General features: G+C 67.8%; 23 protein-coding genes. 3 read left to right on the plus strand and 20 right to left on the minus strand.

The window, feature by feature from the left end:
- Positions 1-78: 78 nt before the first annotated feature.
- Entirely contained in the window at positions 79-993 is a 915-nt protein-coding gene (locus tag KXD97_RS09230) for a 1,4-dihydroxy-2-naphthoyl-CoA synthase (protein WP_222878181.1), read from the plus strand.
- Positions 994-1099: 106 nt separating this feature from the next.
- Positions 1100-2206, plus strand: coding sequence for an NDMA-dependent alcohol dehydrogenase (locus KXD97_RS09235; protein WP_260756413.1), 1107 nt, complete (start codon positions 1100-1102; stop codon positions 2204-2206).
- On the opposite strand, the gene KXD97_RS09240 is transcribed toward KXD97_RS09235, so the two are convergent.
- The 17 genes from KXD97_RS09240 to KXD97_RS09320 all read right to left on the minus strand — a co-directional run bounded on the left by KXD97_RS09240 (position 2207) and on the right by KXD97_RS09320 (position 19344).
- The gene (locus KXD97_RS09240; protein WP_260756414.1) at positions 2207-3358 is read right to left on the minus strand and encodes a LuxR C-terminal-related transcriptional regulator; all 1152 of its coding nucleotides are present in this window, start codon (positions 3356-3358) and stop codon (positions 2207-2209) included.
- A 13-nt stretch (positions 3359-3371) separates the two neighbouring features.
- A complete protein-coding gene (locus KXD97_RS09245) occupies positions 3372-4820 on the minus strand; it encodes an aldehyde dehydrogenase (RefSeq protein WP_260756415.1) in 1449 nt (482 codons plus the stop codon).
- 156 nt (positions 4821-4976) lie between these two features.
- Positions 4977-6035, minus strand: coding sequence for a Rieske 2Fe-2S domain-containing protein (locus KXD97_RS09250; protein WP_260756416.1), 1059 nt, complete (start codon positions 6033-6035; stop codon positions 4977-4979).
- On the minus strand, positions 6032-7015 hold the full coding sequence (locus tag KXD97_RS09255; RefSeq protein WP_260756417.1) for a PDR/VanB family oxidoreductase: 984 nt from the start codon (positions 7013-7015) through the stop codon (positions 6032-6034). The genes KXD97_RS09250 and KXD97_RS09255 overlap by 4 nt, the downstream gene beginning before the upstream one ends.
- A gap of 3 nt (positions 7016-7018) precedes the next feature.
- Positions 7019-8350 carry a cytochrome P450 gene (locus tag KXD97_RS09260; RefSeq protein WP_222878175.1) on the minus strand — a complete coding sequence of 444 codons (1332 nt, stop codon included), beginning with the start codon at positions 8348-8350 and terminating at the stop codon, positions 7019-7021.
- A 113-nt stretch (positions 8351-8463) separates the two neighbouring features.
- Complete coding sequence (locus KXD97_RS09265; protein WP_222878174.1) at positions 8464-8793, minus strand: hypothetical protein; 330 nt, start codon at positions 8791-8793, stop codon at positions 8464-8466.
- Positions 8794-8825: 32 nt separating this feature from the next.
- Positions 8826-9626 (minus strand): SDR family NAD(P)-dependent oxidoreductase, encoded by an 801-nt coding sequence (locus KXD97_RS09270; protein WP_260756418.1) that lies wholly within the window; start codon positions 9624-9626, stop codon positions 8826-8828.
- A 14-nt stretch (positions 9627-9640) separates the two neighbouring features.
- On the minus strand, positions 9641-10441 hold the full coding sequence (locus KXD97_RS09275; RefSeq protein ID WP_260756419.1) for an enoyl-CoA hydratase/isomerase family protein: 801 nt from the start codon (positions 10439-10441) through the stop codon (positions 9641-9643).
- Positions 10441-11247, minus strand: coding sequence for an enoyl-CoA hydratase/isomerase family protein (locus tag KXD97_RS09280; protein WP_260756420.1), 807 nt, complete (start codon positions 11245-11247; stop codon positions 10441-10443). The genes KXD97_RS09275 and KXD97_RS09280 overlap by 1 nt, the downstream gene beginning before the upstream one ends.
- 37 nt (positions 11248-11284) lie before the next feature.
- Entirely contained in the window at positions 11285-12061 is a 777-nt protein-coding gene (locus tag KXD97_RS09285) for an enoyl-CoA hydratase/isomerase family protein (RefSeq protein WP_260756421.1), read from the minus strand.
- A gap of 8 nt (positions 12062-12069) precedes the next feature.
- On the minus strand, positions 12070-12828 hold the full coding sequence (locus KXD97_RS09290; RefSeq protein ID WP_260756422.1) for an SDR family NAD(P)-dependent oxidoreductase: 759 nt from the start codon (positions 12826-12828) through the stop codon (positions 12070-12072).
- A 27-nt stretch (positions 12829-12855) separates the two neighbouring features.
- Positions 12856-13800 carry a hydroxymethylglutaryl-CoA lyase gene (locus KXD97_RS09295; RefSeq protein WP_260756423.1) on the minus strand — a complete coding sequence of 315 codons (945 nt, stop codon included), beginning with the start codon at positions 13798-13800 and terminating at the stop codon, positions 12856-12858.
- On the minus strand, positions 13797-15023 hold the full coding sequence (locus KXD97_RS09300; RefSeq protein WP_222878168.1) for an acetyl-CoA hydrolase/transferase family protein: 1227 nt from the start codon (positions 15021-15023) through the stop codon (positions 13797-13799). The genes KXD97_RS09295 and KXD97_RS09300 overlap by 4 nt, the downstream gene beginning before the upstream one ends.
- Positions 15020-16222 carry a thiolase family protein gene (locus KXD97_RS09305; protein WP_260756424.1) on the minus strand — a complete coding sequence of 401 codons (1203 nt, stop codon included), beginning with the start codon at positions 16220-16222 and terminating at the stop codon, positions 15020-15022. Before KXD97_RS09305 ends, KXD97_RS09300 begins: the two co-directional genes overlap by 4 nt.
- Complete coding sequence (locus KXD97_RS09310) at positions 16222-17016, minus strand: SDR family NAD(P)-dependent oxidoreductase (RefSeq protein ID WP_260756425.1); 795 nt, start codon at positions 17014-17016, stop codon at positions 16222-16224. The genes KXD97_RS09305 and KXD97_RS09310 overlap by 1 nt, the downstream gene beginning before the upstream one ends.
- Positions 17016-18182: an acyl-CoA dehydrogenase family protein gene (locus KXD97_RS09315; protein ID WP_260756426.1), complete on the minus strand. Its 1167-nt coding sequence runs from the start codon at positions 18180-18182 to the stop codon at positions 17016-17018. Before KXD97_RS09315 ends, KXD97_RS09310 begins: the two co-directional genes overlap by 1 nt.
- 79 nt (positions 18183-18261) lie before the next feature.
- Positions 18262-19344, minus strand: coding sequence for an acyl-CoA dehydrogenase family protein (locus KXD97_RS09320; RefSeq protein ID WP_260756427.1), 1083 nt, complete (start codon positions 19342-19344; stop codon positions 18262-18264).
- Positions 19345-19416: 72 nt separating this feature from the next.
- Here KXD97_RS09320 and KXD97_RS09325 point away from each other — a divergent pair, with 72 nt between their 5' ends.
- Positions 19417-20175, plus strand: coding sequence for a FadR/GntR family transcriptional regulator (locus tag KXD97_RS09325; protein ID WP_222878163.1), 759 nt, complete (start codon positions 19417-19419; stop codon positions 20173-20175).
- Here the strand turns inward: KXD97_RS09325 and KXD97_RS09330 are convergent.
- Genes KXD97_RS09330 through KXD97_RS09340 form a run of 3 tightly spaced genes read right to left on the minus strand, consistent with a single transcriptional unit; the run spans position 20145 to position 24960 of the window.
- Positions 20145-22112 carry an AMP-binding protein gene (locus tag KXD97_RS09330; protein ID WP_260756428.1) on the minus strand — a complete coding sequence of 656 codons (1968 nt, stop codon included), beginning with the start codon at positions 22110-22112 and terminating at the stop codon, positions 20145-20147. The genes KXD97_RS09325 and KXD97_RS09330 overlap by 31 nt on opposite strands.
- A 13-nt stretch (positions 22113-22125) precedes the next feature.
- Positions 22126-23316, minus strand: a complete 1191-nt coding sequence (locus KXD97_RS09335; protein WP_222878161.1) for an acyl-CoA dehydrogenase family protein — start codon at positions 23314-23316, stop codon at positions 22126-22128.
- On the minus strand, positions 23317-24960 hold the full coding sequence (locus KXD97_RS09340) for an AMP-binding protein (protein ID WP_260756429.1): 1644 nt from the start codon (positions 24958-24960) through the stop codon (positions 23317-23319). It lies immediately after the preceding gene.
- Between the last annotated feature and the right edge of the window lie 51 nt (positions 24961-25011).

Consider the following 25011-nt stretch of genomic DNA (forward strand, 5'->3'; position numbering starts at 1 on the left):
GCGACACCCTTCCGGCTGACATCGCTGCCCCGAAGGGAGGTTAAATCGGTGCCCCGAAGGGAGGTTTAATTGCCACCCATGACCGCGAACCCGTTCGATCCCAGTCTGTGGCAACCTGTTACCGGCTTCGAGGAACTCACCGACGTCACCTATCACCGGCACGTGCTCGGCGGCGCCGGCCAACCGACGGTGCGGGTGGCCTTCAACCGGCCCGAGGTGCGCAACGCATTTCGTCCCCATTCGGTCGACGAGTTGTACCGCGCGCTCGATCACGCACGGATGTCCTCCGACATCGGGGTGGTGTTGCTGACCGGCAACGGTCCCTCACTCAAGGACGGTGGCTGGGCGTTCTGTTCAGGCGGAGATCAGCGCATCCGGGGCCGCAGCGGTTACCAGTACGCATCCGGAGAGAGCGCTGACACCATCGATGCCGCTCGTGCCGGCCGACTGCACATCATGGAGGTGCAGCGGCTCATCCGGTTCATGCCAAAGGTGGTGATCTGCCTGGTCAACGGTTGGGCGGCCGGGGGAGGGCACAGCCTGCACGTCACCTGCGACCTGACGCTGGCCAGCCGCGAGCATGCCCGGTTCAAGCAGACCGACGCTGACGTCGGCAGCTTCGACGGCGGATACGGCAGCGCCTACCTGGCCAAACAGGTGGGCCAGAAGTTCGCCCGAGAGATCTTCTTCCTCGGTGAGCCCTACACGGCCGAGCAGATGCACGAAATGGGCGCGGTCAACCGCGTGGTCGACCACGCCGATCTGGAAACAGTCGGACTGGAGTGGGCCGCGAAGATCAACGGTAAATCGCCACAGGCCCAGCGCATGCTGAAGTTCGCGTTCAATCTGCTCGACGACGGACTGGTCGGCCAGCAGATCTTCGCCAGCGAGGCCACCCGGATGGCCTACATGACCGACGAGGCCGTCGAAGGCCGGGATGCCTTTCTGGAGAAGCGCGATCCGGACTGGAGTCGGTTCCCGCGCTACTTCTGAGGAGGTATGCCGGCGATCGACGATTTCACCCTTCTGGAAGATGCGCCGCCACGGCGTCGGAAGTCACGATTGAGGGGCGAGATTTCTTTGAGCGAAAGGTGCGCCCGTGCGGACGAAGGCTGCGGTCCTGTGGGAACTCGGAGGCAAGTGGGAAGTCGACGAGGTCGACCTCGACCCGCCCAAGGTCGGGGAGGTGATGATCAAGCTGACCGCGAGCGGGTTGTGCCACTCGGACTACCACCTGGTCACCGGCGACATCCCGGTGGGGCTGCCCTATGTGGGCGGGCATGAGGGTGCGGGCGTCGTCGCCGAGGTCGGGCCCGGAGTCACCGATGTGGCCGTCGGCGACTCGGTGGTGCTCAGTTTCCTTCCGGCGTGTGGCAAGTGCTCGCACTGTGCCCGCGGCATGACGAACCTGTGCGACCTGGGTGCCCAGATCATCCAGGGTCCGCAACTCGACGGCACCTACCGCTTCCACGCCAAGGGCCGGGGCCTGGGTCAGATGTGCCTGCTCGGAACGTTTTCCGAGTACACCGTGGTGCCTATGGCCTCGGTGGTCAAGGTCGACGACGGCACCAAGCTGGACCGCGCCGCGGTGATCGGCTGCTGTGTGCCGACCGGGTTCGGCAGCGTGGTCAACACTGCCGGCGTGCGTCCCGGTGACGCCGTCGTGGTGATGGGTATCGGCGGCATCGGCGCCAATGCCCTGCAGGGCGCCAGGAGCGCCGGTGCACGCCACATCGTGGCCATCGACCCGGTGGAGTACAAGCGCGAACAGGCGAGGATCTTCGGCGCCACCCACGCGGTATCCGATGTCGGCGAGGCGTTGGCCCTGGTCACCGACCTGACCCGCGGCGTGATGGCCGATGCGTGCGTCATCACCACCGACCACGCGGAGTCGGCCTACGTGGCGGAGGCGCTGAGCCTTGTCGGCCGACGCGGCAAGGTGATCGTCACCGCCATCGGTCATCCCACCGACGTGGCCATGGGCGGCTCGTTGTTCGAGTTGACGCTCTACGAAAAGTCGATTCACGGTTCGCTTTTCGGGTCGTCCAACCCGCGCCACGACATCCCGCGTTACCTGGAGATGTACAACCTCGGTGAGCTCAAGCTCGACGAGTTGATCACCCGGGAGTACACCCTCGAGGAGATCAACGAGGGCTACGCGGACATGCTGGGAGGCCGCAATATCCGGGGTGTGATCCGGTTCTGATCAGCCGGCGTTCGCGCCGGTCGTCGAGATCAGCCGGTGGTACCGGGCCACCGCCTCGGTTCGGTTGGTGGCGCCCAGCTTGCGCAGGATGTGCTTGACGTGTGACTTCACTGTGCCCTCGGTGACAAACAGGCCGGCCGCGATCTGGGCGTTTGTCTTGCCGGAAGCCAGGTTTCGCAGCACATCCCACTCGCGATGGGTGAGTCGTTCGGCGCGCGTGTCGGACAGCGGCCCGGCATGGGTCCGGCCCGGCGCAACATTGTCCGAACCCCGGTCGGCGGTGTCGAGCAGGTCGGCGGTGAAGTCCTCGGCGATCGCGTTGACGCCGGCGAGGTAGTCGCTGGTGGCACGGCGCACCGCCTGCAGTCGCTCCATCAGCTGGGCGCGTTCGATCGCCAGCCCGAGGCCTTCGGCGTAGGTGCCCAGTGCGCAGCGGTCGAATTCGTCGACCGTGCTGTCGACATCACGATCCGCGTGGATCATCGCCACGGGCTCACCCCAGGCGAGGACCGGCGCGGCGACGTAGCTGCGGGTGCCGGTGTATCGGATGAACTCGGTGTGTACCCGCGGATTGGACTGCGGGTCGTCGATGACGATCGGGGCGCAGCGCCGGACCATCTCGCTCTCCAGTAGCGGTCCGTTCAGGCGCCGCGGATGGGCCTGGCCGATCTCGACCAGCGCCGCGCCGAACTCCGGGTCGTCGACGGCGAAGCCGGACCGGGCCAGCCAGGTGCCCTGCTCGATTCTGGAGAACAACGCGCGGCGGAAGCCGATCCGCCGCGCTTCGATCGGGGCCCGTTCGGTCAGGGCGCTGGTGGAGGGGGCGTTGCGCAGCGCCGTAAGCGCCTCGCGGGCTCCGGTGGCGACGTCGGCGCGCCGCTCCAGAAGCGCGTCCTTGACGCCGGCCTGGGCCGCCAACGAATCGAGCACGAGGGCGGCAGCGCGGTATGCCGGCGGTTCGTCGGAGCCGAGTTCCAGGCGCCGGGCAAGAGCTTGGCGCACAGCCTCGAGGGCCCAGTCACTGCCCTCGAGGTCGTCGTCGCCCAGTGCGGGCAGCAGATCGTCGTCGCAGAGCAGGTGAGCTGCCGCGCTGACGATTTCCCGGACACACTCGACGTAGGCGTTGTCCGCGTGGCGCGTGGGTGCTGACATCTCGCTCCTCCGATCAGGCCGGTGGCAGGTAGATCGTCTTGTAGACCTGGAAGGCGTCCAATCCCTCCGGGCCCAGTTCGCGGCCGATGCCGCTGTCCTTGATGCCGCCGAACGGGGCGACCGGGTCGTTGGTGTAGTGGTTCACCCCGACCGTGCCGGACCGCACCTTGTGCGCGACGGCGGTGGCCCGCTCGACGTCGGAGGACCACACGGTGCCGCCGAGTCCGTAGTTGCTGTCATTGGCGATGGCGATCGCTTCGGATTCGTTCTCGTAGGGGATGACCGACAGCACCGGGCCGAAGATCTCCTCGCAGGACACCTGCGAGGTGTTGGTCATGTCGGCGAAAACGGTCGGCTCGACGTACCAGCCCCGATCGAGGCCCTTCGGGCGACCGCCGCCGGTGGTCAGGCGGCCCTCCTGCTTGCCCTTGGCGATGTAGCCCTCCACCCGGTCGCGCTGGCGGCTGGACACCAGCGGGCCGATCTTGGTCTCCGGATCCAGCGGGTCACCGATGGTCAGGCTGCCTGCCAGGGCAGTGACGGTATCGACGATCTCGGCGTAGCGGCTGCGCGGCGCCAGCACCCGGGTGTTCAGCCAACAAATCTGCCCGTTGTTGAGCAGCGTGACGCCGAAGAAGGACTCGATATTGGCGCCCAGGTCCGCGTCGTCGAGGACGATCGCCGCGGACTTACCACCCAATTCCAGGGTGACCGGGCGCAGCAGCCGGCCGCAGGTCTCGCCGATCGCGCGGCCGGCGGCGGTGGATCCGGTGAAGGAGACCTTGTCGATGCTGGGGTGGGCCACCAGATAGGCACCGAGGTCGCGGCCGCCGGGTATCACGTTGAGGACGCCTGCGGGCAGCCCTGCGGCCAGGGCTGCCTCGGCCATCAGGAAAGCGTCGAGAACCGTCTCCTCAGCCGGCTTGAGCACCATGGTGCAGCCGGCGGCCAGCGCGGGCGCGATCTTCAGGAACGAGATGCCTTGCGGCACATTCCACGGGGTGATGGCGGCGACGACCCCGACCGGCTGTCGGGACACCAGCGCGGTCCCGCCGAGCATCCCGGGCCGGGCGTCCTCGGCGGGTGTGGCTGTCATGATGCCGCTGTAGTAGCGCAGCAGCAGCGGAGGGAACCCGGCCTCGAACTGCTGGGCCAACCAAATCGGCATGCCGTTCTGCATCGACACTCGTCGGGCGGTCTCCTCGCCGCGGGCCTCCAGTTCGGCGGCGAAGCGCTCGAGAACCTCGCCGCGCCGCGACGGGCTCCAGGTCGACCAGCCGTCGGGGTCGTCGAACGCACGCCGGGCGGAGGCCACCGCGGCGTCGACATCGGTTTCGCTGCCGCGGGGCACCGAACCGATCTGCTGCTCGGTGCTGGGGGAGAAGACCTCGATGGTCTCACTCTTGGCGGGGTCCTCCCATTGACCTCCGATGTAGAGCTGGCGGTAGTCAATCGTCGGCATCCGAACCTCCGGGGGTTTACGTTGTGATCGCTGTCACTCACAGCGTGCCGCAAATCATCCGAAAATTCAATTGTTATTATGGTCAGACCATAACTTGCTGTTTGTTACATCGGTGAATCTCCGTCGGAGTGGTCTGCTGCGCCCGATGGAGGTGGATCAGTCTCTGCCGGCGCGCCGACCGCGTATGCGGGCCGGTCCCGCCTCGTTGGACAGCATCACCCCGACGATCCGGCGGGCGTGCAGGGCCGCGACGTCGGCCTGGAACTCCACCCCGGTCTGCCAGCGCTGATAACCCGAATGCGCCGAGACCGCCTCCAGTACCGCCACGTCCCGCCCGGCGACGCCGTCGAGGAACGATCGCAGCACCTCGGTGACGACCGCCGAGCCCGGGGCGTAATTGCGTGAGCCCGCCATGAACACGTGGGTGGAGGTCTCGCTCTCCGGGGTGAGGGCGTGCAGCCGCGTGGTGGTCAGCACTTCGGCGGCCGGGGTTTCCAGATCCCACTGATGAAGATGCAACGCCGGTGACGCGAAGGTGCCCATTTCCTGCCGCCGGTACTCCACCGTGCGGTCGAGGCCGCCGGCGTCGGCCTCCCAGTCGGTCGGCCGGGCCGGCGGCAGCACTCTGGTGTAGGACACCGTGGTCTCGGAGACCTCGACCTCGCTGAAGGCCGGCATACTGCGGATCGCCTCCGGGATGTCGGCGCCGTGCAGGATCGTCGCGTAGCTGAAGTCCAGGTAGTGCTCGTGCACCATCAGGTAGTTCGCCGCCACGTCCCAGGCGCTGTAGAAGCTGGTCCAGCCCGGCTCGCGGATCCACGGCACGTGCGGCGGGGAACTGAGCGCGGCCGCTCCCGGCGATCCCATCCAGATCCAGACGAACGGCGGATCCTCCAGAATTGGGAACGTCCGCACCCGCATGCCGCTGGGCACCCGTTCCTGGGAGGGGATGTGTGTGCAGGCGCCGTCCGAATCGTAGGTGCAGCCGTGGTATCCGCAGATTAGGTGCTCCCCGTCGATCACGCTGTGCGACAACGGGAATGCGCGGTGGGCGCAGCGGTTCTCGAAGGCGATCAGCCGGCCGCCGGCGCTCCGCCACAGGACGACGTCCTCGCCGAGCAGGCGTCGCCCGAGCGGGGCCGTCACCACCTCGGAGCTCGTGGCGGCGACGAACCAGCAATTCCTCGGGTAGTTGTCGGGGCGGTCGGCGCTCACAGGTCCAGCACCAGCCTCGGCGTGCAGGATCGGGACACGCAGAGGATCATGTCGCCGGCCTCCTTCTCCGCGGCTTTGAGGACCGAATCCCGGTGATCCGGTGCACCGTCGAGCACCCGCGCCCGGCAGCTTCCGCAGATGCCCTCGTAGCAGCTGGTGGTGATGGGGACTCCGGCGGCTTCGACCAATTCAAGAACGGAGTCGTCCGGGCCCACCTCAATGGTGACTCCGGAACGCTGACACACCACTTCGAAATGCTCGAGCGCGGTCGCGAGCTGTTCGGCGGTGGGTGCCTTGGCCGCAAACCTCTCGACGTGCAGGCTTCCGGAGGGCCAGATGGAACACCGTTCCTCGACGGCGGTGAGCAGCGCCTCGGGACCGCAGCAGTAGATCAGGGTGTCGTCGGCGGGTTCGCCGAGCAGCGAATCGAGGTCGAGCAGTCCACGTTCGTCCTGCGGCCACACGGTGACCTTGTCGGGATGGCGGCCGAGGAGATCGTCGGCGAACGCCATCGATTTCCGGTTTCGCCCGCCGTAGATCAGGGTCGACTCCGCACCGGACAACTCCGCGGCCTCGAGCATCGTCAGGATGGGGGTGATACCGATGCCCCCGGCGATGAAGCGGTACTTGGCTGAGCTCACCAGCGGAAACTGGTTGCGCGGCCCCCGGACGGTGACGGTGGCGCCTTCGTGCAAGTGCTCGTGCACGAACTGGGATCCTCCGCGGCTCGCCGGGTCGAGCAGCACGCCGATCCGCCACACCGTCGGGTCACGGGGATCGCCGCACAGCGAGTACTGCCGCACCAGGTCGTCGCTGAGGATCAGGTCGATGTGGGCGCCCGGCTGCCACCGTGGCAATTCCGGGCAGCCGGTGCGGTCGTCGGGGTAGCCGAGGTCCAGCACCACAACACCCTCGGCGGGGGTGTCGCGGCGCCGGACGGTCAGATCCGCGGTGAACTCGTGGACGCCGGCGGTGGGCATCGGCTAGGAGACGGTCACCTTCGCGGGCAGGTGCTTGAGGCCGCCCACGAAGTTGGTGTGCGTCACGCTTCCCGGGCCGAGGACCTCGATCGCCTCCAGTCGCGGCAGCAATTGCTCGAACATCACCCGCAACTCCAGCTTGGCCAGGTGCTGTCCCACGCAGGTGTGCGCGCCGAACCCGAAGGCCAGGTGATTGTTCGGTTTGCGGCTGATGTCGAACTTGTCGGGGTTGGTGAACAGGTCCTCGTCGCGGCAGGCCGACTGGAAGAGCGGCATGATGCGGTCGCCCTTCTTGATGTGCCTGCCGCCCAGGTCGTAATCCTGCAGTGCGCGCCGCATGAAGTGTTTGACCGGGGCGACATAGCGCAGGCCCTCGGCGATCAGGTCCGGTACCCGGCTCGGGTCGGCCTTGACCTTGGCCAGTTCGGAGGGGTTCAGCGCCAACTGTTGCAGAGTGCCGGCCAGGGTGGCCGAGGTGGTGTCGTGGCCGGCGGTGCAGATCGACATGAACCATCCGTAGGCGTAGGGGGTCGGCCAGTACTGGCCGTCCGGCCCCTTCGCCTGAGCGATGAGAGTGGAGATGTCGTCACGCGGGTTGTTGCGGCGGTCCTCGATCAGGACGTCGAAGTACTTGTAGAAATCCTGCACGGTGGCCGCGAACTGCTGCGCCATCGCCTCAGGCGACAGCGGTTCGACGTCGTCGCGCTGGTGCTCAGGATCGGCGGTGCCGAAGAACTCCTGGGTGAGCGCCATCATCCGTGGCTCGTCCTCGGGGGGAACTCCGAACAGGGTCATCACCACGTGCAGCGGAAAGCCCAGAGCCCAGTCGTCGACCAGGTCGATCTGCTCGCCGCCGTCGGAAAGCCTCTTGAGCTTGTCGATCGACTCGTCGGCCAAGCCGCGGATCTTGCCCTCGAGCTTCTTGAGATTGGTGGGCTTGAAGTAGTCGAAGGCGATGTTCTTGACGATGGTGTGTTCCGGCGGATCCAGGTAGGGCAGGGCGTCCATCAGGCGCAGGGAGCCGCCCAGAAACTGCTTGGTGAACGCGTCGCCGGCCTGGTTGGCCAGGATCGGGTTGTGGCTCCCGGGCTCGTCCCCGCCACCGGCGGTGAAGATCTCCGGTTGGCCTTCGACCTCCTGAATGTCCTCGTACTTGCTGACCAGCCACAGGTCGTCGTATCCCTCGACCTCGGCCAGCCCGACCGGCATGTTGGCGCGCATCCAGCTGTAGGCCTCATGCAGGGCCTTGAGGTCGGCATGGCCCTCCGGAAGCACGATCCGGCGAGCGATCTCATTCGGCAGGACGGCTTCCTTGGTGTCTTGGGCGGTGGTCACTGCGGTCCTCTTTCCGACGGTTGGTGCAAGTGATTCAAGTCTCTGCGGAGGGCTCCCGGCCCGCGTCACCACTTGGTGGAGTCATTGCTCCCGCTTTCGGGGCATTCCCGGGATCAACCTTCGGGGCAGCCTTCGTCGATCCAGGCAGCGATCGCGGCGATCTCCTCCTCGGGCACTGGAGGAAGGTAGGCGGGCATCCGCATCACCGTCGCGCCCTCCGGGGCGGGCACGAGATCGGAACCGAACGGCTTCTCGCCGCGCAGCGACAGCACCAGGTTGGAGTTGGCGCCGTCGCCGAGGGTCACCAGTTTGCGCCCGCCGACTTTCATGGCGACGAACCGGTCTCGGGTCACGCCCCGCCAGAACGCGCCGTGGGAGGCGACGTCCTCATCGGGCCCGCCCACCGATTTGTCGAGGATCTCGACGACGTCGTCGAAAATCATGCTGACCTTCCTTTCGGGGAGCCGCGGCCCTTTCAGGCCGCCGAGATTCCGCCGTTGACGCTGATCGCCTGGCCGGTCAGTTTCCCGGCCTCGGGGCTACAGACGAACACCGCCAGCGCGGCCACGTCGTCGGCATCGGGTACGCCGAGGGCGGCCTGCTTGGCGGCACTGGCGAACAGTTTGGCGCTGAAACCCTCGCCTGTGGTGATGCGCTGGGTGGACGCGGTGCCGTGCACCAGCGAAGGTGTCAAGGCGTTCGCCCGGATGCCGTGCCGCTTCTCCTCGATCGCGATGGTGCGGGTGAACATCACGATCGCGGCTTTCGCCGCGCCGATCATCGCCTCTCCGGGGGTGGGGGTCTTGGCGGCGTCGGAGGCCACGTTGACGATGACCCCGCCTCTGCGGCTGCGCATCCCGGGCAGGACCGCGCTGGCCATATGCATGGCCGGGGTGGCCATCTCGGTGAGGATCCGGCTGATCTCGCCGGCCGGGGTGTCTTTGAAAAGCTCCGGTGCGATGCCATCGGCGGCGGTGCTGCACATCATGATGTCGATGGCGCCCAGCAGCCGCTCGGCCTCGGCGGCGATGTGAACCGCCTCTGCCGGATCAAGCGGGCTGCCAGCCAGGAAATGCGCCTCGGTGCCGAGTTCGCGCAGCGAGGCGGCGGCGGCTTCGCCACGCGCGACGGTGCGGCCGACGATGACGATCCGGGGGACCCCGGCAGCGGCCAGCGCCCGGGCGGTGGCGAGGCCGATGCCGGCCGTCCCGCCGACGATCAGGGCACCACACTCGGTGAGGGCTTTGGGCGGGGGGAGCTCGTTCCCGGTCGTCACGGCTGTCTCCGTTCTCAGAGTGTGGTGTTGCAGACCGCGGTGCTGCGGTTCTCCAGTTCCAGCGCGGCGAGGAACGAGTCGATCTCCGCGCTGCGGATCAACGTGTTCTTCGTCGCGCGGATGCCTTCGGCGCCGTTGATGGCGATGATCTCGGCCAGCTCGAGCGCAGCCGTGACGATCTCCTCGCCCTCGACCGGGACGATCCTGTTGACCAGTCCGATCCGCACCGCCTCGTCGGCTTTGACCATACGTCCGGTGAACGAGATCTCGGCGGCCCGGGCCGGTCCGATCACCCGGGACAGGTGCCAGGAGGCGCCGAGCTCGCCGATGGACAGGCCCACCTTGACGAAACCGGCGTTGAAGTTCGCCGCGGGTGTCACCAGGCGGATGTCGGCCGACAGCGCCAGCGACAGCCCGCCGCCGGCCACCGGTCCGCTGATCGCGGCGATCACCGGGTAGGGCAGCGACCGCAGACCCGAGGTACCCGCCGAGGCGGTGTCGACGAGTTCGTTGAACTCGGGGATGGTCATCGTTGCGATGACTTCGACTTCCCGGAGGTCGAATCCGGTGCAGAACGTCGCGCCGCCCGCCCCGGTGATGATCAGTGCCTGCAGCGGCGCGTTGCGCAGAACCTGGGCGTACCAGGCGATCTCGCCGAACATCTCCACGGTTTGGGAATTGCCGCGCTCGGGGCGGTTGACCGACATCACCGCGATACCGGGGCGCGGTTCGGCGATCGTCAGGGTGTTGGCCCGGCCGAGCTCGGCCAGGATGTCGTCCATCGGCCGGGTAGAGACCCGGTTCCAGTCGGCCATCATCGCCCCGTGAAGTTGGGTGCGCGCTTCTCCCGGAAGGCGGTCAGCGCCTCGGGCATGTCGGAACACCGGGTCAGCAGCGCCTGCCCGCGGCTCTCCAGTTCCAGGGCCGCCGCGAACGAACCGATCTCCAGATTGGACTGCAACGCCAGCTTGGACAGCTTGATTCCGCCGGGGGAGTTGGCGCAGATCTGGGCGGCCATCGCCAGGGCGCGGTCCATCAGGTCGTCGGGACCGGTGACAGCGTTGAGCAACCCCAGCCGTTCGGCCTCCTCGGCTTCGACGATCCGCCCGCTGAAACACATCTCGGCGGCGCGGGCGGGGCCGATCAGCCGTGGCAGCAACCACGACACGCCCAGATCCCCGGCGGACAGGCCGATCTTGACGAATGCGCCGTTGAACTTCGCCCTGGGAGAGCCGAGGCGGATGTCGGCCATCAGGCTCAGTGAGAAGCCTCCGCCGGCCGCCGCACCGTTGACCGCGGCGATCACCGGCACCGGGATCGCCCGGATCGCGGCGAGCGCACGGGCGGCGCGGCTCTGCTGATCGAACATGCCCATCGGGGACAGATCCGGAAGCTTCTCGGCGTCATCAAGGTCGTATCCGGCGCAGAATCCCGCCCCAGCGCCGGTGAGGATCACCACCCGCACGTCCGCATCGTCGGTGGCGCACCGCGCGACGCGTTCCAGCTCGTCGAACATCGTCACCGTCATGGCGTTGAGCCGGTCCGGGCGGTTCAGGGTGATCAGACACACGCCCGGGGCCGGCTCAGAGGTGATGAGGGTGTCGTAGTCGCCGCAATCCATGTTGTCTCCTCGTGCTCGACGGGTCTGGCCTCGAAAGTCAGGTGAAGTTCGGTCGGCGCTTCTCGACGAACGCCCGCAGCCCTTCGGCGGCCTCACCGTCCTCGAACAGTGCCTGAATCTGATCGACCTCGTAGCGCAGCCCATCGTCGATCGACATATCGAAGGCCGCGTCCACGGTGCGGGTGACGGCCCGCTGCGCGGGCGCCGAAGCGCCGCACAGTTCGTCGGCCAGTTGCCGGGCTGCGGCCACGGCGTCGCCCGCCTCGGCGATCCGGTCGATCAGTCCGATTCGCAGCGCCTCATCTGCAGTCAGTTGCCGCCCGGTCAGCATGATGTCCAGTGCCGCGCCGCGGCCCACCAGCCTGGGCAGCCGCTGGGTGCCGCCGGCGCCGGGGATCAGTCCGAGCTTCACCTCGGGCAGTCCGAGCTTGGACTGTGCTCCGGCAACCCGCATGGTGCAGGCCATGGCGAGTTCGAGGCCACCCCCGAGCGCGAGTCCGTCGATGGCCGCGACGGATAGCGCGGGGTGTGCGGCCAGCCGGGCCAACCCGGACCGCAGCGTGTCGCCGTAGGCCTTGAACGACGCGGCGTCGATGTTGGTCATGTGCTTGATATCAGCGCCGGCGGCGAAAAACCCCGGCAGACCGGAGGACACCAGTAGCACCTTCGGAGCCGATGCGTCGGCGAAATCCAGCGCTGCGTGCAGCCCCTCGGTGATCACCGGTCCGAGCGCGTTGGCCGGCGGCCGGTTGAGCACGATGTGCAGAATCGGCCCGTCCTGCGACCACGTGACGGCCGTGTTCTCGCTACTCATGCCGTCGCTCACGCCATCGTCAATCCGCCGCTGACCGAAAGGGTCTGGCCGGTGATGTACTCGGCGGCGTCGGAGGCGAAGAACGCTACGGCGACGGCGACGTCGGCAGGGCTGCCGAGCCGTTTCATCGGCACCGACCGGGCCATCCCGCCGATCACCTTGTCGGCGTCCTCGCCGGAGTTGTCGGCGAACTTGCGCAGCGCCGGCGTGTCGGTGGGGCCGGGGCAGACGGTGTTGACGGTGACGCCCTTGGTGGCGACCTCACGGGCCAGCGTCTTGGTGAACGCGATGATGCCGCCCTTGGCGCCGGAGTAGACCGCCTCCAGCGACGAGCCGACGCGCCCGGCGTCCGAGCCGATGTTGATCACGCGCCCGAAGCCCCGCTCCACCATCGCGGGCACCACGGTGTGGCAAACCCGCAGCGCGCCTTTGAAGTTGATGTCGAGGATCTTGTCCCAGAAATCCTCGGTGGTTTTCAGAAACGGCATGAAGTCGTCCCAGCCGGCGTTGTTGACCACCACCTCGATGTCGCCGAGTTGTTCAACCGTCATCGTGACGGCATCGCGGACCGACTCGATGTCGGTGACGTCGACGGCCACCGCGATCGCCTCGCCGCCGGTGTCGATGATGCGCTGGGCGGTCTGCTTGGCAGCGTCGAGATTGAGGTCGGCGACTGCCACCCGGAAGCCTTGGGCGCCAAGGGCTTCAGAGATTCCTCCGCCGATGCCCTGGGCTCCGCCGGTGACGAATGCGACTCGATTGGACATGAACTGCCTTTCGGTGTGGGTTGGGGGTCAGTGACAGCCGGAGGCGCCGGGGCCGGGGTGCCAGTCCACCGGTCCGGCGACGATGCAGTGGCTGGTCAGCTTTCGTCCCAGCACCGTCTGGGCGGCGCGGGCGGCGTCGATGACGGCGGGCAGGTTGACCCCGGTCTGCACGCCCATCTCGTGGAACATGTTGATCAGGTCCTCGGTGGCGATGTTGCCGGTGGAACCGGCCGGGACCGGGCATCCGCCCAGTTCGCCGAAGCTGGATTCGAAACTGGTGCATCCGGCCTGCAACGCCGCGTAGGCGTTGGCCAGGCCCTGGCCACGGGTGTTGTGGAAATGCGCGGTGATCTCGACACCGGGCAACCGCTCGATGGCCGCGGAGAAGATGTCGAAAACGTAGGCGGGATGGGCCATTCCGGTGGTGTCGCCGAAACCGATCTCTCGGCACCCGGCTGCGGCGAACTGCTCGGCCAGTTCCAGGGTGCGCTCCATCGGAACCCTGCCCTCGAACGGGCAGCCGAACGCGGTGGCGATGACAGCCGTGGGCTTGAGGTCCTCGGCGTCGATGCGCTTGACCAGGATGTCGTTGTCGGCCATCGACTCGTCGATGTGGCGGTTGACGTTGCGCTTGTTGTGGGTCTCCGAGGCGCTGACGAACAGCGCGACCTCGTGGAAGCGCTCACGGACCTTCAGCGCGTTGTCCAGGCCGCGGCTGTTGGGCACCAGCACGGTCAGCGACACATACTCGGGCACGTCGATGCCGTTGAGGACTTCGACGGCGTCGGACAACTGCGGGATCACGTCGGGGCGAACGAAGCTGGCCACCTCGATGCGGTCCAGGCCGGTCTGCCCGAGCCGGTTGATCAGCCTGATCTTGTCGGCGGTGCTGATTACCTCGGGTTCGTTCTGGAAGCCGTCGCGCGGGCCGACTTCCCGGATGCGGGCGCTGGCCGGAAGTTGGGGGCTCATAGCTGGCTGATCTCCTTGTCCAGTTCGTCTCGGAATTCGGGGGCGGCGACGCTGACGAGGCGGCGCGCACGCTCCTCGATGGTGCACCCGCGCAGGTGGGCGATGCCGTGCTCGGTGACCACGACGTCGACGTCGGCGCGGGCGGTGGTGACCACGCCGCCATCGAGGTGAGCCTTGATGGTGGAACGGTCGCGGAAGGTCGAGCGCAGCGCGATGATCGACCGTCTTCCGGTGAGTGCGGCGGCCCGGGTGAAGTCGGACTGGCCGCCGACCGCGCCGACGTAGACGCCGCCGCTGACCTCCGCCCCGACTTGCCCGTAGAGGTCGACCTCGACGGCGAAGTTGATCGACACCAGCGACGCCAGCCGGGACAGAACCCCCGGGGCATGGGTGTAGCTGATCGGCATGAACCTGGTGGGGAGCTCGGGAACGCGGCGGTAGAGCTCCGCGGAACCCAACGCGGTGCCGGCGACCACGACGCCGGGGTCGATCTCTTTGCGCCGGCCCGTGGCCACTCCCTTGTCCACCAGACGCATGAGCCCGTCGGTGACCATGCCGGTGTGGAAACCCAGGTCCTGATGTCCGGCCAGCGCCTCGAGGACGGCGGCGCCCGTGGATCCGACTCCCAGTTGCACGGTGTCGCCGTCGTCGACCAGCGTGGCGATGTGACCGGCGATCCGGTGGTCCACCGGATCCGGTGCGCGGGAGGGATCTTCGGGCAGCGGGCGGTCGGTGGTGATGGTTGCGGCGAACCGGTCCAGCGGAATCGTCTCGGTGCCGGTCGTGGCCGGCATCGCAGTGTTGATCTCGGCGATCAGCACCGGGGTGTGGGTGATGGCGTCGGCGACGTACTCGGCTCCGATGCCCAGCGAGCAGCGGCCGTCGGCGTCGGGCGGGGACACCTGCACCAGGCCCACATCGCCGGGTAGTCGGTGCTCGGCGAACAGCCGTGGCAGCGCCGAGTAGTGGCAGGGGATGATCGCGAGGCGCCCGCTGCGACTGAGGTGCCGCAACTCGCCGAGGCCGCCGTAGGACTGCAGGAAGACCTCGGCAGGCAGATCGTCGGCGAGTCGGAGGTTCCAGGACAGCCCGGTGAAGGCCCGGATCGGTCCGATCTGCGCGCTCTGAGCGAGCAGAGCATCCACCAGGGGGCGAGGCTCGGCGGCTGCCTGGCCCCACCACACCCCGTCGCCGGGCGCCAGGAACTCGGTGAAGTAGATCAAGACGGCACTCGTTGGATCAGGGTGCCGGTGCCCAGTCCGCCGCCGCAGCACATGGTCACCAGGCCCAGGTCGGCCTCGCGGCGGTCCAGTTCGGACACCAGGGTGGCGATCAGTCGCGCGCCGGTGGCGCCGACGGCGTGGCCCAGGGCGATCGCGCCGCCGTTGACGTTGACGCGGTCCGGGTCGGCCTTGAGTTCGCGCTGCCAGGCCAGCACCACCGAGGAGAACGCCTCGTTGACCTCGAACAGGTCGATGTCATCGACGGTGAGTCCGTTGCGTTCCAACAGTTTCCGGGTGGCCGGGATGGGTCCGGTCAGCATGATGATCGGATCGACGCCGACGGTGGTCTGGTCGACGATGCGGGCCCGCACCCGAAGTCCGTGCTGCTCGGCGGCTTCGGCGGAGCACAGCACGATCGCCGCCGCACCGTCGGAGATCGGTGAAGAACTGCCTGCGGTCACCCGGCCGACATCCTTGCGGAACACCGGCTTGAGGGCCGCCAACGTCTCGGCCGTGGTGTCGGGACGTACGCACTGGTCGCTGCTGCGCACTTCGCCGTCGAGCGTCATCGGCACCATCTCGGCGGCGAACCGCCCCTCGGCGATGGCCCGGGCCGCCGCCTGGTGCGACCGCGATGCGAACTCGTCCATCTCCGCCCGCGAGATGTCCCAGCGGTCGGCGATCAACTCCGCGCTCTCGCCCTGGTGCACGAAGTCGTAGAGTTCGCGCAACTCCGGCGGCCAGGGATCGCCGTAGAGTTCGCTGATCTTGGCGGGGGAGTCGATGGGCACGTGACCCATATGCTCCACGCCGCCGGCGATGACCATGTCGTGGGTGCCGGAGGCCACCAGGGCCGCGCCGACCTCGGCGGCGGTCTGCGCCGATCCGCAGCGCCGGTCCAGCACGGTGCCCGGCACCTCGGGTGGATAACCGGCCTGTAGCCAGGCGTTGCGTGCGATGTTGCGGGACTGCTCGCCGAAGGGGGCGGTGCAGCCGATGATCAGATCCTCCACCGCGCCGGGGTCGATTCCGGTGCGTGCGATGAGCTCGGTGTAGCAGGCGGCGAGCATCGCGTTCGGGTGGACGTCGCGGAACCAGCCCCGTTCCGGGTGGGACTTGCCCACCGGGGTGCGCACCGCCTCGGCGATGAACACCGGACGGCCGGCCCCGGTGAACGGGCCCGAGATGTCGCGGGCCATCAGATCACCGTCCCGCCGTCGACCGGGAGTACCTGTCCGGTGATATAGGACGCCGCGTCGGAGGCCAGGAAGACGAAACTCGGTGCGATCTCCTCCGGAGTCGCCCAGCGGCCCAGCGGAATTCGGGCCAGGGTCTTGGCGGCGAGCTTCTCGTTGGACCGGATGTTCTCCGTCATGGCGGTGGCGGCCAGCGGCGCGACCGCGTTGACGGTCACCGACTTTCGGGCCAGCTCTTTGGCCAGCGACTTGGTCAGCCCGATGATGCCCGCCTTCGCCGCGCCGTAGTTGACCTGGCCGATGGTGCCGGTCAGCCCGGCGGCGGAGGTGACGTTGATGATGCGGCCGCGGCCGTCCTCGGGCAGCAGGCCCTGAGCGGCGTGGCTGCACAGGAAGCTGCCGACGAGGTGGATGTCGACGATGCGGCGGAAGGTCTCCTCGGTCTGGTCGGCCAGCATGGCCGGAGCGATGGCTCCGGCGTTGTTGACCAGGATGTGCAGGGTGCCCCCGGCCAGTGCTGCTGCCCGGTTCACCGCCTCGGCCGCCGCGGAAGCGTCCCGGACGTCGAACCCGAACGACTCGGCCCGGCCGTCCGCCGCGCCGATCGAGTCAGCGACCGCGGAGGCGGCGTCGGCTTCGACGTCGGTGACCAGGACCGCGGCCCCGGCCGCGGCGAAGGCTTGGGCCACCGCCGCGCCCACTCCACCGCCGGCACCGGTGACCAGAGCGGAGCGGCCGTCCAGGCGGAAGACGTCGGCGAGGCTGTGCGCCGTTGGCGCCGTTGGGGATTGGGTCATCAGTAGCTCCTCGGCAGGCCGAGAACGTGCGAGCCGAGAAAGTTCAAGACCATCTCCTGGCTGATTGGGGCGATCCGGGTCAGGCGCGCCTCGCGGAAGTAGCGGGCGACGTGATACTCCTCGGAGTACCCCATCCCGCCGTGGGTCTGCAGGGCACGGTCGGCGGCGTCGAAACCCGCTTCGGCGCAGAGGTATTTCGCGGTGTTGGCCTCCCGCCCGCAGGGCAGGCCCTTGTCGTAGAGCCAGGTCGCCTTGCGCAGCATCAGTTCGGCGGCGTCCAACTTCGCCAACGAGTCGGCCAGCGGGAACTGGATGCCCTGGTTCATGCCGATCGGCCGGCCGAACACCTCGCGCTCGTTGCCGTAGCGGACCGCGGTGCGCAGCGCGGCGCGGCCGATCCCCAGCGCCTCGGCGGCGATCAGACAGCGCTCCGGGTTCAGGCCGTCGAGGATGTACTTAAAACCCTGGCCCTCCTCGCCGACGCGGTCGGAGACCGGGATCTCCAAGCCGTCGATGAACAACTCGTTGGAGCTGACGGCGTTTCGCCCCATCTTGGGGATCGGGCGGATGTCGACCTTGGTGCGGTCCAGGTCGGTGAGAAACAGCGTCAGGCCGTCGGTCTTGCTGGGCGAATCCTCGAATTTCGTGGTGCGGGTGAGGAGCAGGATCTTCTCGGACTCCATCGCCTTGGAGATCCATACCTTGCGGCCGTTGACGATGTAGCGGTCACCGTCGCGCTTGGCGAAGGTGGTGATGCGGGTGGTGTCCAGCCCCGCGCCGGGCTCGGTGACACCGAAGCAAACATGCAGATCGCCGTTGACGATGCGCGGTAACGTCCGGGCCTTCAACTCTTCGGAGCCGTGCAGGATCACCGGATGCATGCCGAAGATCGACATGTGGATGGAGCTGGCTCCGTTCATGCCGGCGCCGGAGGCGGCAACCTCCTCCAACAGCATGGACGCCTCGGTGATGCCATATCCGGAGCCGCCGTACTCCTCCGGGGTGGTGATGCCCAGCCAGCCGCCCTCGGCGAACGCGTCGTAGAACTCCTGCGGGAACTCGTGGTCGCGGTCCTTGGTCATCCAGTAGTGGTCGTCGAACTTTCCGGCGAGCTCGGCCACCGCGGAGCGGATGGTCTGCTGGTCGTCACTGCGTTCGAAATCCACGACGAGCCTCCTAGGGAACGGATAATTGTGACAATAATACTAATGGCCTGACCAAAATGGAAGGGTCGCTCATCGGTGGTCACGACGCGGCCGGGATCAGCGGAAGTAACGACGCAATCCGCTCGTTCCACGCCTCGGGGCTGCCGAAGAGAACGCGGTCCAACTTGGCTCGCTTGTAGAAGAACTGCAGGTCGTACTCCCAGGTGTATCCGATGGCCCCGTGGACGGTCAGCGCCGTGTCGGCCAATTCGGCACAGTGCCGGGCCACCTGAGCCTTCGCGGCCGCCGCGTGCAGTGCGGCATCGGCGGTGCCCTCCTCTGACGAGGCGGCAGCCAGAAGGGTGATGGAGTAGGAGGATTCGACGGTCACCAGCATTTGGGCCGCCGCGTGCTTGATGGCCTGGAACGCGGCGATCGGCTTGTTGAACTGTTTGCGTTGCTTGGAGTATTCGACCGTCATCTCCAGCATGCGTTCGGCCGCCCCGAGTGCGTCGGCTGCCACCAGAATGGCGGCGCGATCGGCGAGTCGCTGCCATCCGGAGTCGGTGTCGCTGACGTCGAGTGGCAGGGCCGGCGCATTGTCGAAGATGACGTCGGCGGCGCTGCGTGACCGGTCCAGCAGTTCCCGGGGTCGGACCTGCACGCCGGGCGCCTCGCGGTCGACGACGAATAGAGCGTGGCCGTCGGAGGCAGGGTGGCCGGCCGCCACGACAAACCGTGTGGCGCTTCCGGCGGCGAGCACGCCGGGCACCTCACCGCTGACCGCGCCGTCGCGCACCTGAACCGGTGATCCGGTCGGGGGAAGGCGATCGGCGCGTATCGCGGCGACGCTGAGTTCACCGTCACTCAGTGCCGCGCGCGCGAGGTCGCCGTCGAGCACGGTGTCGGCCACCGCGCGGGCCAGCCACCTGGCCGAGGGCGCTGCGGCCCTGCCCAATTCCCTTGCAGTGAGCGCAAGTTCGAGCAGTCCGCCGCCCTGGCCGCCACGGGCCTCGTCGAATCCGACCCCGGCCCAGCCCTCCTCCGCCAAGGCGTCGTCGAAGCTGCGTTCGTCCCCGGCCTCGAGCCAGGACCGGAGTTGCTCGGAGTCGGACCGGGTGCCGAGCCAGTCCCGCAGAGAATCCGCGTAGAGGTTCTGTTCGTCGGAAAGCTCCCAATGCATGACGTTTCTCCGCAGGGTTGTCGGGGCCATTCGGTGCTAAGGTCAGACCAATGGGATGGTGGAGGAGGCGTGATGGACGGTAAAGCCGCGGCCCGGCCGGCGATCACGTTCGGCCCGGTTGATGTTCCCAAGGCACCCGATGTCCTGGCCCGGGAGCTGCGCGAACGCATCCTCAGCGGTGAACTCGAGGAGGGCGCCGCTCTTCCTGCCGAGCGGGAGCTGGTCAAGCAGACCCAGATGAGCCGGGCGACGGTACGCGAGGCCCTTCGCATCCTGGAGGTGCAGAACCTGGTGCGGGTTAAGGCCGGTCGCGCGGGCGGCGCCTTCGTTCAGCGCCCGAGCACCGCGTCGATGGCGAATACGGTGAGCATGTTGATCCGGGGCCGGCAGATCAAACTGGCCGATCTGATGGAGACCCGTGAGGCACTGGAGCCGTTCAGCGCCGAACTGGCGGCTGTCAAGCGCACCGAGCAGGACCTGGAGGCTTTGGATCGCGCCAACGAAGCCATCGCCGACCCGGATGCCGATCTGGCCCGATTTCTGCAGGCCAACCTCGACTGGCACGTCGGTGTCGCCATCGCCGGCCACAACGAGTTGCTGATCGGCTTCATGACGGCATTGTCGCAGGCGATCTACGCCGGAACCGCGAACGCGTCGTTCATCGACGATTCGGTGCGTGAGGTGACCGCGCGAGCGCACAAGTCGATCACCCGGGCGATCCGCGACCGCGACGCCGAGGCGGCCGGACGCCGAATGCGCAGGCACGTGCACACCTATGCGTCGGCGGCTCTGAAGGTCGATCACCGCGACTCCATCACCGTCGACGACTGAGCGCTGACCGCCTCGCGGATGCGGTCGATCGCCTCGGGGTTCTCCGCGCCGGACAGGTCACCGGGGTCGGTGCCGAGTGCGGCCGCGCGGATGGTGCGGCGCAGGATCTTCGCCGATCTGGTCTTGGGTAGCGCATCGACCCGCCACACCTTCGATGGCGCGAATGGCTTGCCGAGTTCCTTCCCGACGATGGCCGTGAGTTCCCGGCCGATCGCGACATCGTCGACGGATGCGCCGGGTCGGGCGACCCAGAATGCCCACACCGCTTCACCTTTCACCGGATCCGGCACCCCGACCGCTGCGGCCTCGCTGACCGCCGGATGGGTCGACAGGGCGGCCTCCACCTCGGCGGGAGCCAGTCGTTTGCCGGCGACGTTCATGACGTCGTCGGAGCGGCCGAGGACGAACCACTGTCCGTCTGCGTCGACCATCGCGAAGTCGCCGTGGTGCCACAGGCCGGGGTACCGGGACCAGTAGGCGTCCAGGTAACGCTGCTCGTCCTTCCACACCCCGCGGGTCATCGACGGCCACGGCTGCCGGCACACCAGTTCGCCGACCTGTCCGCGTACGGAGTTGCCGTCGTCGTCGACGACGTCGACGTCCATTCCGAGGGAGGGCCCGCCCAGTGAGCAACTCGCGATCGGTTCGACCGGGTAGGGGGCCAGGAATGAGCCCCCGACCTCGGTGCCGCCGGAGAAGTTGATCACTGGAACGCGGCTGCCGAAGACGTCGCGGGCAAGCCATCCGTAGGAGTCCGGATCCCAGGGTTCGCCGGTTGAACCCAGCACGTGGATGCAGGACAGGTCGCGACGGCGGATCTGTGCGAGGTCGGTTCCCTTAAGGGTGCGGATCAAGGTGGGGGAGACTCCCAGCATCGAGATGCGATGGCGTTCAACGAGATCCCACAAGCGGTAGTTGTCCGGAACATCGGGTGAGCCTTCGTAGAGAACCAGGGAGGCGCCGTTGGCGTGGGTTCCGATGATCGACAGCGGACCCATGATCCAACCCATGTCGGTGATCCAGCAGAACACCCCGTCGCTGGTCACGTCGAAGGAGTAGGCGACCTCGCCGGCGGTCTTGACCAGGAAACCGGCGTGGGTGTGCACCGCGCCCTTGGGTCGGCCGGTGGTACCGGAGGTGTAGCCCAGCATCAGCGGGTGCATGGCGGGCACCCGTTCGGTCACCAGGTCCGCGGGCGTGGCGGTCAGCTCCGACCATGACGTGACGTTGACACCGGAGCGTAGATCGGTTGGGGCGCCGACATTGTCGATGACGATGAGGTGCTCGACCCCGGGGCAATCGGCGAGCGCGGCCTCCAGTTGCGGCAGCATGGCCACGGTCCGGCCGCGCCGGACCGTGCCGTCGGCCACCACCACCGTCTTGACGTCGGCGTCGGTGAGCCGGGAGGTGATCGCGGCGGCGGCGAAGCCGGAGAACAGCGGAACCAGGACCGCGCCGAGGGCGGCGACGGCGTAGACCGCGACGACGGCTTCGGGAATCATCGGTAGGTACAGGCCGACGGCATCACCCCGGCCGATGCCCAGTCGTCTCAGACCGGCCGTGGTGGCGGCGACCTGCTCGGCCAGTTCGCCGAATGTCAGTGTGCGGGTGGATCCGTCTTCGGCCTCGTGGCGCACCGCGATGCGATCCGGGCCGCTGTCACGCCACCGTCGGAGGCAGACGTCGACGATGTTGAGTTCGGCGCCGCAGAACCAGTCCGGATGCTCGATGCCCCGGCTGAGGTCCAAAACGGCGGTGTGTGGGGTGGCGAACCGGATGCCCAGATCGTCGAGCACGGCGTTCCAGAACCAGGCCGGGTCGGCCACCGAATGCCGCCGCAACTCGTCGATGTCGCGCAGGCCGTGCCGGCGGGCCAGCCGGGTGACGTTCGCGTTCTCGATGTACTCCGGTGTGGGTGTCCAGCGGTATTCGCTCATTGGGCAGTCCCCTTCATTCCCTTGGCATGCCGAGGATCCGCTCGGCGACGATATTGCGCTGGATGAAGGTGGACCCCCCGGCGATGGCGGTGCCCCGGCCCTGGTTGGCCAGTCGCAGCCAGCGTTCGGCGGCCGGGTCGGCGGCGGGGGAGTCCTTCTGCGGCAGGGAGAACTGGCCGTCCAGATCCGCCAGTGACAGGCCGAAGTCGGCGATGTCCTCCACCAGGGGACAGAAGAACAGCTTGCCGATGGACGTCACCGGACCGGGTGGCTCACCGCTGGCTGCCCCGCTGATCACGCGCTGGCTGATCGCGTGGTGGGTCACCGCCCGACCGTAGAGGTCGGCGATGTGTTGCCGGATCAGCGGATCGGCGCCGAGGGGACGTCCGTCGTCGTCGGTGCGTGCGGCGATCTCGCGGATCAGATCGTTGACCGCCCCGGTGGTGTTGACCCGTCCGGTCGCGATGGCGACCCGTTCGAAGGCCAGGGTTCCCATGGCGACCCTCCAGCCGTCATCGACCGCGCCGACGACGTCGCCATCCGGGATGAAGACGTCGTCGAGGAACACCTCGTTGAACTCCGCTTCGCCGAGCATGTGCTCGAGCGGGCGGACTCGAACTCCGGGCGCGGACATGTCCAGCAGGAAGTAGGTGATGCCGCGATGGCGCGGCCCGCCTCCGGTGCGCGCCAGCAGGATGGCGTGCGCGGCCAACTGGGCCCGGCTGGTCCAGATCTTCTGGCCGTTGATCTTCCAGCCGCGATCGACTTTGGTGGCAGAGGTTCGCAGGGAGGCCAGGTCCGACCCGGACTCCGGTTCGGAGAACAACTGGCACCAGATGTGCTCACCGGTGAGGATCGGGCGCAGATAGCGCTCCTGCTGCGCCGGCGTGCCGAAGGCGATGATGGTCGGGCCGCCGAAGTCCTCTCCGATGATGTTGAGCCGCTCCGGTGCTCCGGCCCGGTCCATCTCCTCGGTGAGGACCGCCTTGATCTTGGCGTCCGCTCCGCCGCCGCCGAATTCGGCCGGCCAGGACAGACCCGCGTAGCCGGCCTCGAAGAGCATCCGCTGCCAGCGACCCCAATAGTCACGCTTGTCCTCGAGGCGATGCGGTTCTGGTCCGCCCAGTTTGGGTAACGTCTCGGCCAGCCAGGCCCGGATCCGTTGGCGGAACTCGGCTTCGGCCGGGCTGTCCTTGAGTTCCATCTACTCCCCGCCCTCGGCCAGTTCGGCGGCCCGCCGGCGCAGCACGTGCTTCTGCACCTTGCCGGTCGCCGTCATCGGCAGGTTGTCAACGCCGATCACCCATTCGGGGGTTTTCTGAATGGCGACGCCATGGCCGGTGAGGTAGTCGCGCAACTCCTCGATGGTGGGGGCCGGGTGTCCTTTCCGGGGCACCATGAAGCAGCCGACCCGCTCTCCGAGGCGGTCGTCGGGAACGCCGATGACTGCGGCATCGGTCAATCCGGGGTGCGCGGCGAGATGGTCCTCGATCTCGCGGGCGCTGATGTTCATGCCGCCGCGGATGATGATGTCCTTGAGCCGTCCGGTCACCCGGACGTATCCGCCATGGTCCATGACGCCCAGATCGCCGGAGCGGGACAGTCCGTCGGAGGTGAACAGCGCGGTGGTCTCCTCGGGATCGCCCAGGTAGCCGATCATGTGCGAGGGCCCGCGATAGGCGATATCACCCTCGGTGCCGCGGGGCACCTCTCGGCCGTCCTCGCCGACGACGGCGACGACGGCACCGTCGAGGGCCGCACCGTCGGAGGTCAGCGCCCGGATCGGATCGTCGGTGACCGTGCACGTGGTGGTGGCGAGATTCTCGCTGCGGCCGTAGAGGCTCAGGACCTTCATCTGAGGCAGGGTCTCGGTGGCGTGTTCGACAACCGCCCGCGGGATCGGTGCGCCGGCGCACACCCAGACCCGCATGCTCAAGGCGTCGTGGCGTTTCGCATCGAACACGGCGAGCAGCATCTGCAGGAAGGTGGTGGCGCTGACGGCCTGGGTGCAGCCGAACCGGGCGATCTCGGCCAGGCCCTGCTCGGGTTCCCATTCGGCCATCAGATGGGTTGCGGCGCCGTTGAGCAGTGGCACCAGCACGCTGGTCACCAGGCCGGTGGTGTGGGTGATCGGAGAGGGTCCGAACTGCACATCCGATTCGGTGTAGCCGAATGCCGTCGTGAGGCTGCGGGCGCCGGAGCAGTAGGTGTTGAAGGTGTGGACGCAACCCTTCGGCCTTGAGGTGGTGCCGGAGGTGTAGACGATCAGGAACGGGTCGTCGGCGCTCGGCTGCACCGGCAGATCGGTGACCTCGGGAACGGCCTCGGCGCGGAGCGAGTCCAGCGTCGTCACGCTGTGGCGGTTCTCGCCCCGCACCGTGACGATCTCCAGGTCCGGGTGATCACGTTGGACATCCCAGTACATGTGCAGGTAGTCGAATCCCTTGAAGGTCTCCGGGATGACGGCTGCGCGAACTTCGGCGTGCCCGATGACGTAGCCGACCTCGTCGCGGCGGTAGATCGGCATGATCGGCACCGTGATGACGCCGAGCCGAGACAGCGCGGCCACCACTTCGATGAACTCCACCCAGTTCGGCAGTTGCACTGCGACGGTGTCGCCGGCCCGCCAGCCTCGGGCGTGGAAGCCGGCAGCGAGTTGCAGGACCGAGTCGTGCATCTGCCGATAGGTCAGAGCGCGCTGTCCGTCGGTGGCGAACACCTTGTCCGGCCGCTGCCGGGCCTGCCGCGCCAGCAGATCGAACATGGTCTCGTCGCGCCACAGGCCGGCCTCGCGGTAGGCGCGGACCTCTTCGGGGGTGTAGCGGTCGGTGTATTTCCCCGGCTTCATGGATGCTCATCCCTCCGCTGATGTCACAAAAACATTATTATGGTCAGACCA

It is taken from the genome of Mycobacterium sp. SMC-8 (assembly GCF_025263565.1).
Classification (GTDB): Bacteria; Actinomycetota; Actinomycetes; order Mycobacteriales; family Mycobacteriaceae; genus Mycobacterium.